The organism is Citrobacter sp. S46_ASV_140, assembly GCF_018919545.1.
Taxonomy (GTDB): Bacteria; Pseudomonadota; Gammaproteobacteria; order Enterobacterales; family Enterobacteriaceae; genus Citrobacter; species Citrobacter braakii.
Map to the genome: position 1 here is coordinate 1 of NZ_JAHLRC010000158.1, position 6657 is coordinate 6657.

Below are 6657 nucleotides of genomic sequence, written 5' to 3' on the forward strand. Positions count from 1 at the left end.
GTTTATCACCGCACTCGTCGCCTGGCCTTTAACCTACTGGCCGCACAAGGCGCTGTGCCAGTTTATCCTGTCCTCAAAAACCTCGGCAGGTGAAGGGATCACCGGTGCAGTTACGCACTACTACGGCAAAAAGATAGGCAGCCTGATCACGACCCTCTATTTTATTGCCTTCTTTGTGGTGGTACTGATCTACGCCGTGGCGATAACCAATTCACTCACTGAACAACTGGCAAAACATATCGCCATCGATCTGCGTGTTCGCATGCTGGTCAGTCTTGGCGTGGTGCTGGTGCTGAACCTGATTTTTCTGATGGGCCGACAAGCAACCATTCGGGTAATGGGCTTTCTGGTATTCCCGCTCATCGCGTACTTTTTGTTCCTTTCGCTCTACCTGACCGGAAGCTGGCAGCCAACGCTACTCACCGGCCAGATGTCTTTCGATCAGCACACGCTTCATCAGGTTTGGATATCTATTCCCGTGATGGTTTTTGCTTTTAGCCATACGCCAATTATCTCGACGTTCGCCATCGACCGACGTGAGAAATACGGCGAGCAGGCCATGGGTAAATGCAAAAAAATCATGAAGGTAGCCTACGTCATCATCTGCCTGAGCGTGCTGTTTTTCGTCTTCAGCTGTTTGCTTTCGATTCCGACAAACTATATCGAGGACGCGAAAAATGAAGGCGTGACCATTCTGTCAGCGCTATCGATGATGCCAAACGCACCAGCATGGCTGTCGATTTCTGGGATCATTGTCGCCGTCGTGGCGATGTCAAAATCGTTCCTCGGCACCTACTTTGGCGTGATTGAAGGGGCAACCGAGGTGGTAAAAACATCGTTGCATCAGGTGGGAGTGAAGAAAAGCCGGGCCTTTAACCGCGCCCTGTCCATTATGCTGGTTTCGACCATTACGTTTATCATTTGCTGCATTAACCCTAATGCAATTTCAATGATTTACGCGATTAGCGGGCCGCTGATTGCCATGATTCTGTTTATCATGCCGACATTATCTACCTATCTGATCCCGGCGCTAAAGCCGTACCGTTCAGTGGGTAATCTGATCACCCTGATTGTCGGTCTGCTGTGCGTATCTGTGATGTTTTTTGGCTAGAACGTGATTTTAACGGCTCATTCATCAGTATGTGGATGAGCCGTTAAACTGACTTATTTGATGTACGAATCGAGTACCTTCAAAACCACATCCAAATCTTCTTCGCGCTTAATTTCATCGCCCTGATGCACAATGTGCTCGGTCAGATGACCTTTAATCACCTCGCGCATTAACCCGTTTACCGCACCACGGATCGCCGCTATTTGCTGCAATACCGCCGCGCATTCATGCGGTTCATCCAGCATGGTTTTCAACGCCGCTACCTGCCCCTGAATCTTACTGGTTCGGGCTTTCAGCTTTTGTTTGTCGCGGATCGTATGTGACATAGCAATACCTTTTCAACGTCTGGCTGTAGCGACAATACCATCGTCATTCTACTGGTGGGTAGTATTTAATACTGGGGGGGAGTAGAATCTGGCAAAATTAAACAACTAAGAATCATTCTCATGGGTGAGTTTTCTACGCTTCTTCAGCAAGGCAACGCCTGGTTTTTCATTCCCAGCGCGATTCTATTAGGAGTGTTACACGGTCTGGAACCGGGGCATTCCAAGACGATGATGGCGGCCTTTATTATTGCCATTAAGGGGACCATCAAACAGGCGGTGATGCTGGGGCTGGCGGCAACGCTGTCGCATACCGCAGTGGTATGGCTGATTGCGCTCGGCGGGATGTATATCAGCAAAGCGTTTACTGCCCAGGCCGTTGAGCCCTGGCTGCAGTTTGTCTCGGCGATTATTATTCTCGGGACCGCATTCTGGATGTTCTGGCGAACCTGGCAGGGAGAACAGAACTGGCTGACCCAGACGCATCATGACCACGATTATGAGCATCACCATGATCATGATGACCATCACCACCATCATAACCACGGTGAAGCTCACCATCATCATCACGAACATGACCACGATCATAACCATGCTGCGTTAGCAGGGCTGAGCGAGGGTTCGAAAGAGTATCAGGACGCCCACGAGCGGGCACATGCTACCGATATTCAGCGCCGCTTTGCAGGCAAAGAGGTCACCAACGGCCAAATATTATTGTTTGGTCTGACCGGCGGGTTGATCCCCTGCCCTGCCGCCATTACGGTACTGCTGATTTGCATCCAGCTCAAAGCCTTCACGCTGGGTGCCACCATGGTGCTGTGCTTCAGCCTCGGGCTGGCGCTAACGCTGGTAACGGTGGGCGTGGGAGCGGCAATCAGCGTGCAGCAGGCGGCCAAACGCTGGAGCGGATTTAACACACTGGCACGCAAAGCGCCCTATTTTTCCAGCGCGCTCATCGCGATGGTCGGCTTATATATGGGGATTCACGGCTATATGGGGATCGTCGGTTAACGAGCAGAGAGCGCAGCAGCGATTGCCGCTGCGCATCAAACCAGGCTAGCTTGCGACGTTCCCCCACACCAGTTGGCCTTTATGGAAGGTCGCGGTGCGTGGGGAGATTCGCGCGACCGCTTCCGCTGAGCAGGAGGCATCCACCAGTACAAAGCTGGCTTCATCCTGCGCCTTCGGCCAGACGCGCTCACCTTTATCGTTAAGCGGCAGCACATCGCCGGTGGCGAGGAACAGCGCCCGCGACAGGTTGAGTTCATTGGGACGAATATACAGCTGCGCGTACAGGTTCGCCTTCTCCAGCATGTCTCCAAGCCCGTACGGCGACCAATGGTCAATCACACTGTCGGTCCCGGTAATCACTTCCACGCCTTTGTCACGCAGCTGCTTAAGCGGCATATGCAAGGTACCGATCGGCACCGTCGAGGCAATGGTAATCTGCTGCGCCACCATCCGGCTCGCCAGCGCATCCACCTGCTGTTCGTTCAGCGTTGCCAGCGCAAATGCGTGGCTGATGGTCAGTTTGCCCTTCAACTGCGGCGTTTTCTCCACCGTTTCCACCATGTAATTCACCGCCGCAACGCCCGCCGGGCTGGTTTCATGCAGATGGATATCCACGCCTTTATCGTAATCCAGCGCAATCTGGAACATGGTGTCGAGGGATTTTTCCATCGCCCCGTCCACGCTGGTTGGGTCCAGACCGCCGACGTAATGCGCCCCCGCCTGCATTGCTTCACGCATCAACGGTTCAGACTTCGATAACAGCAGGCCATGCTGCGGAAACGCCACGATTTCACAGGCAAAACCCGGCTGGCGACGCGCCAGCACCGCCTGCAGATTTTCCAGGTTTTTCAGCCCGGAAACCGGTTCGATATTGCAATGGCTGCGGGCGATCGAGGTGCCCTTTGATTGCAGCAGATCGATGAGCTTTTCCGCGCGCTCCTGCGTGTAAGGCTGGAGTTCAGGCAGCAGCTTTTGCTCAAGGCGGATCATATCCTGAATGGTGGTGCCAGCCGGGCGATTCAGCGAACGCCAGGGACCGCCGTAAAAGGTTTTATCCAGATGGATGTGCATGTCGCGCATGGCGGGCAGCATCAGCTTTCCACCCGCATCGTAGTGCGGCAGCGTCGCATCCGGATGCTGCTTATTCTCACGCAGGGCAACAATTTTCCCGTCCTGAATTTCAACGGTTTGCAGCGCGGTACGGGTATGCACCACCACCGAGTTTTCGTAATCAAACCCCGCTTCCAGCAGGACGTTATCCAGGTAATAGTGCTTATCGTTAATCGTCATTGTGCTCTTCGCCCCGCAGGTGTTCCCGACAGGATTAGCAGCATACGCGACCGGAGCCACTGCGCCAAACAGCGCGGCAGCGGTCACCATTTTTCCGCTCTGACTTAAAAATTCACGGCGGCTGTTACTTTCCTTCATTCACATTTCCTCTCAGGAATGGACAATATGGGTGCCCGTTTCGCCGCGCAGTGCGGCCGGCAGGCATTCCGGCGTGGTGATGATCACTCGCTTACCGCCACGCGCCAGGAACGCCAGACTGGCAACGATTTTGGGTAACATGCTCCCCGGCGGGAAATGTCCCTCCTGCATGTAACGGGTCATCGTTGCGACATCCACCGTATCCAGCGCCTGCTGGTTGGGTTTGCCAAAATGAATACAGACCTGCTCGACGCCGGTGGTGATCACCAGAATGTCAGCGCGGATCTCCTGCGCCAGCAGAGCCGTGGAGAGATCTTTATCAATCACCGCATCCACGCTCTGATAATCCCCCTGATCGCTACGCACCACCGGGATCCCACCGCCACCCGCGCCAATCACCACAAAGCCTTGCTGGGTCAGCGTTTTGATCGCCTCCGCCTCGACAATACGTTTCGGTTCCGGAGAGGCGACGACCCGGCGGTAGCCGCGTCCCGAATCTTCAACAAAGCGCCAGCCCGGATTGACCCGCTGCAGTTCATCGCGCTGCGCTTCGCTAAAGAACGCGCCGATAGGCTTGGTCGGGTTAGCGAAGCCCGGATCGTTTTTGTCGACCTCCACCTGCGTGACCACCGTAACCGCCTTCTGCTCACCGCGCCGCGCCAGGCGGTTGTTCAGTGCCTGTTGGATCAGATAGCCGATCCCGCCCTGCGTATCGGCGACGCAGTTTGCCAGCGGGGTGAGCGGCAACCCTTCACGCTCATGCGCGATTTCCGCACGCCGTAGATCCAGCCCCACCTGCGGCCCGTTTCCGTGCGTCAGCACAATGTTGTAGTCCGATGCCAACATCTCCAGCACCGTGTCCGCCACCGCTTTCACCGCTTCAGCCTGGTGCTCAATCGACTGGCTGGCGTTATCTTTGATAATGCTGTTGCCGCCAATGGCAACGACCACAAGTTCTTTCATAGTGTTATCTTCCGCTTACAGGCGATTCAGGTCGTTTTCGTCGGTTCCTGCTCAGGCGCAGTCACCGCTTCACGACTATCAAGAACATGCTTGAGGACAAACATGCCGCTCATCATCAGGTAGGCCACAACAAACATCATCGAACTGCCTTCTGCAAAGCCAACCGCCGGAGAGTGAATCACACCAAACAGCGATAACAGCGCGCCAAAAGCTGCGGCAATCGCCCCACGCAGCGGCTTATTCATAATGGCGAAGATAGCGACGCAGCCCCACAGCATACTGGCCAGCGGCGCACCGCTTCCCAGATGCACCAGCCCATCGTAATAGACACCTTTGCTGTGCAGCAGGTCGCTGCCCAGTTTCCCCGCGGATGTTCCGGCGGCGCCCATCACGCTGTTGACGATGGTCAACGCCCAGTTAGCGATCCACGGGAACAAGCAGATAAAGATAACGGGAACCTCGACTTTGGGCGTCTCTCGCACCACCTGGTTGGCGGTCACCACGCCGATAAACACCAGAATCGGCACTATCGCAGTCATCGGAATAATCGCGAGCATAAACGCCCCCAGCCCAAACAGCGGTACCAGGAACATGGTGATGCCTGAAGCGAGGGTATAACCGATGCTGGCCCCCATCGCTTTCCAGCCCGCATGCCCAACATATACGGTCACCGGGAATGGGTTGCCCAGCATGCAGCCGAGCATGGAGGCAAAACCGTTCGCCATCATGACCTTACGGGTGTTGTACTCATCACCCGCCGCATGCGCACTTTCAATATTCTCAAGGTCAAAAATGTAGTTCGCCAGACCCAGAGGAACCGCAGAAGCCAGGTACGGCAGCGCGTGCGGCAAACCCTGCAGGAAGCTGTCGACATGGATTTCCGGCGGGTTGAAGCCAAAGGAAGACATAGAAGATTTTATGGCTTCCGGGCTTTGCAAACCGGAGATCCACGCCAACGCTGTACCGGCAATCAGCAGCAGCAAACCGGTGGGGATGCGGGCAAAAATCGGCTTCTTACCGAACCAGTTAATGAAGATTAACAACAGGACGATGAAAGAGACGGTCGGCGCTTCAAATGCCTGCAGCATCGGGTTCATCGCCAGCAGCAACAGTCCCAGACCGGACAGACAAGAAAGTAATACCGTACGCGGGATCATCTTGCGGATGGTCTCGCCCAGGAAGGAGCCGCCGACCAGGATCAACGCTTCTACAAAGCACCACACCAGAGCTATCTGGATAGCAAAGTTGGCATCTTTGGTTTGCTGATATACCGGCATTAGCACCAGGAAGGTCACGGTAAAAATTGACGGTGCGCTCGGCCCGGACGGCAGCGCCGTCACGTCTTTACGCCCGGTGTGCTTTGCCATCTGCAGGCCAAACCAGGCGTAGCAGACGCTGGCCACCAGCACCGCCAGACCAAAGGCAGGCGCAATGCGACCATAGACAATTTCGGTAGGGATCCCGACGACAAAAATGAGCAACCCCATCATTGTCAGCAGGTTAGTCAGGTTGTTGGTCATCAGCCCAAAGTAAGCAGCCCAGTCACCACGTTTCCATTCTAGTTTTATGCTGTTCATGGAATATCCTTAACAGGTTAAGCATCGTTTGCGATCCCGGGGATCGCCCAGCCCTGCAGGTAAGCAACGTTTTTCGCTTCGCTACTGTGGGGCTAACAGCGTTAGCCCCGATTGTTGTTATTGGCAGTAGCGGTCGCGCCAGTTGAGGATCGCCTTTTCAAAACAGGCGAACGGCGGATGGACTATTCCGGCGCCGATCATGCCGATCCCCGCATCTTTGTGCGCAATTGCGGTGTTAATCACC

General features: G+C 55.0%; 7 protein-coding genes. 2 read left to right on the forward strand and 5 right to left on the reverse strand.

Going from position 1 to position 6657, the window contains the following annotated elements:
• Nucleotides 1-1111, forward strand: a 1111-nt coding sequence (locus KQJ19_RS21445; RefSeq protein WP_216404112.1) for an amino acid permease, incomplete at its 5' end; no start/stop codon positions are given.
• 53 nt (nt 1112-1164) lie between these two features.
• Here the strand turns inward: KQJ19_RS21445 and rcnR are convergent.
• A complete protein-coding gene (gene rcnR / locus KQJ19_RS21450; protein ID WP_003825567.1) occupies nt 1165-1437 on the reverse strand; it encodes a Ni(II)/Co(II)-binding transcriptional repressor RcnR in 273 nt (90 codons plus the stop codon).
• A 120-nt stretch (nt 1438-1557) separates the two neighbouring features.
• Here rcnR and KQJ19_RS21455 point away from each other — a divergent pair, with 120 nt between their 5' ends.
• Nucleotides 1558-2445, forward strand: coding sequence for a nickel/cobalt efflux protein RcnA (locus KQJ19_RS21455; RefSeq protein WP_049282188.1), 888 nt, complete (start codon nt 1558-1560; stop codon nt 2443-2445).
• A gap of 45 nt (nt 2446-2490) precedes the next feature.
• Here the strand turns inward: KQJ19_RS21455 and KQJ19_RS21460 are convergent, their stop codons facing one another.
• The 4 genes from KQJ19_RS21460 to KQJ19_RS24110 all read right to left on the reverse strand — a co-directional run.
• A complete protein-coding gene (locus KQJ19_RS21460; RefSeq protein ID WP_094760849.1) occupies nt 2491-3873 on the reverse strand; it encodes an amidohydrolase family protein in 1383 nt (460 codons plus the stop codon).
• A gap of 12 nt (nt 3874-3885) precedes the next feature.
• Complete coding sequence (locus KQJ19_RS21465) at nt 3886-4836, reverse strand: carbamate kinase family protein (RefSeq protein ID WP_047499340.1); 951 nt, start codon at nt 4834-4836, stop codon at nt 3886-3888.
• 26 nt (nt 4837-4862) lie between these two features.
• Nucleotides 4863-6413, reverse strand: coding sequence for a hypothetical protein (locus KQJ19_RS21470; RefSeq protein WP_016154296.1), 1551 nt, complete (start codon nt 6411-6413; stop codon nt 4863-4865).
• Between the two features lie 117 nt (nt 6414-6530).
• Nucleotides 6531-6657 (reverse strand): hypothetical protein (locus KQJ19_RS24110; protein WP_253296394.1); only part of this gene is annotated, 127 nt, incomplete at its 5' end.